This window comes from Pseudomonas sp. C6002, assembly GCF_013385805.1.
Classification (GTDB): Bacteria; Pseudomonadota; Gammaproteobacteria; order Pseudomonadales; family Pseudomonadaceae; genus Aquipseudomonas.
In genome coordinates, this window is the sequence record NZ_JACAPH010000043.1 from 64,606 (window position 1) to 64,831 (window position 226).

The following is a 226-nucleotide window of genomic DNA, read 5'->3' on the forward strand; positions in this document are numbered from 1 at the left end:
GGGCCCGCAGATCAAAATCAAGAGCAGATCAAGATCAAAAGCACGCAGCCTCGCTGGCGCTCGACAGCTGCTACGGGCAGGGTGGCGCTGCTTTTCTGTAGGAGCTGGCTTGCCGGCGATGCAGACAACTCGGTTTTTCAGACACACCGAGGTGATGCCATCGCCGGCAAGCCAGCTCCTACAGTGGACCGTGCCCGCTTTAGCTTTTGATTTGGCTTTTAAACAC

General features: G+C 56.6%; 1 pseudogene. It reads left to right on the plus strand.

The features are described 5' to 3' along the window. Positions 1–210 (plus strand): annotated as a pseudogene (locus tag HX817_RS31225) (hypothetical protein); the annotation flags it as partial. Positions 211–226: the final 16 nt, after the last annotated feature.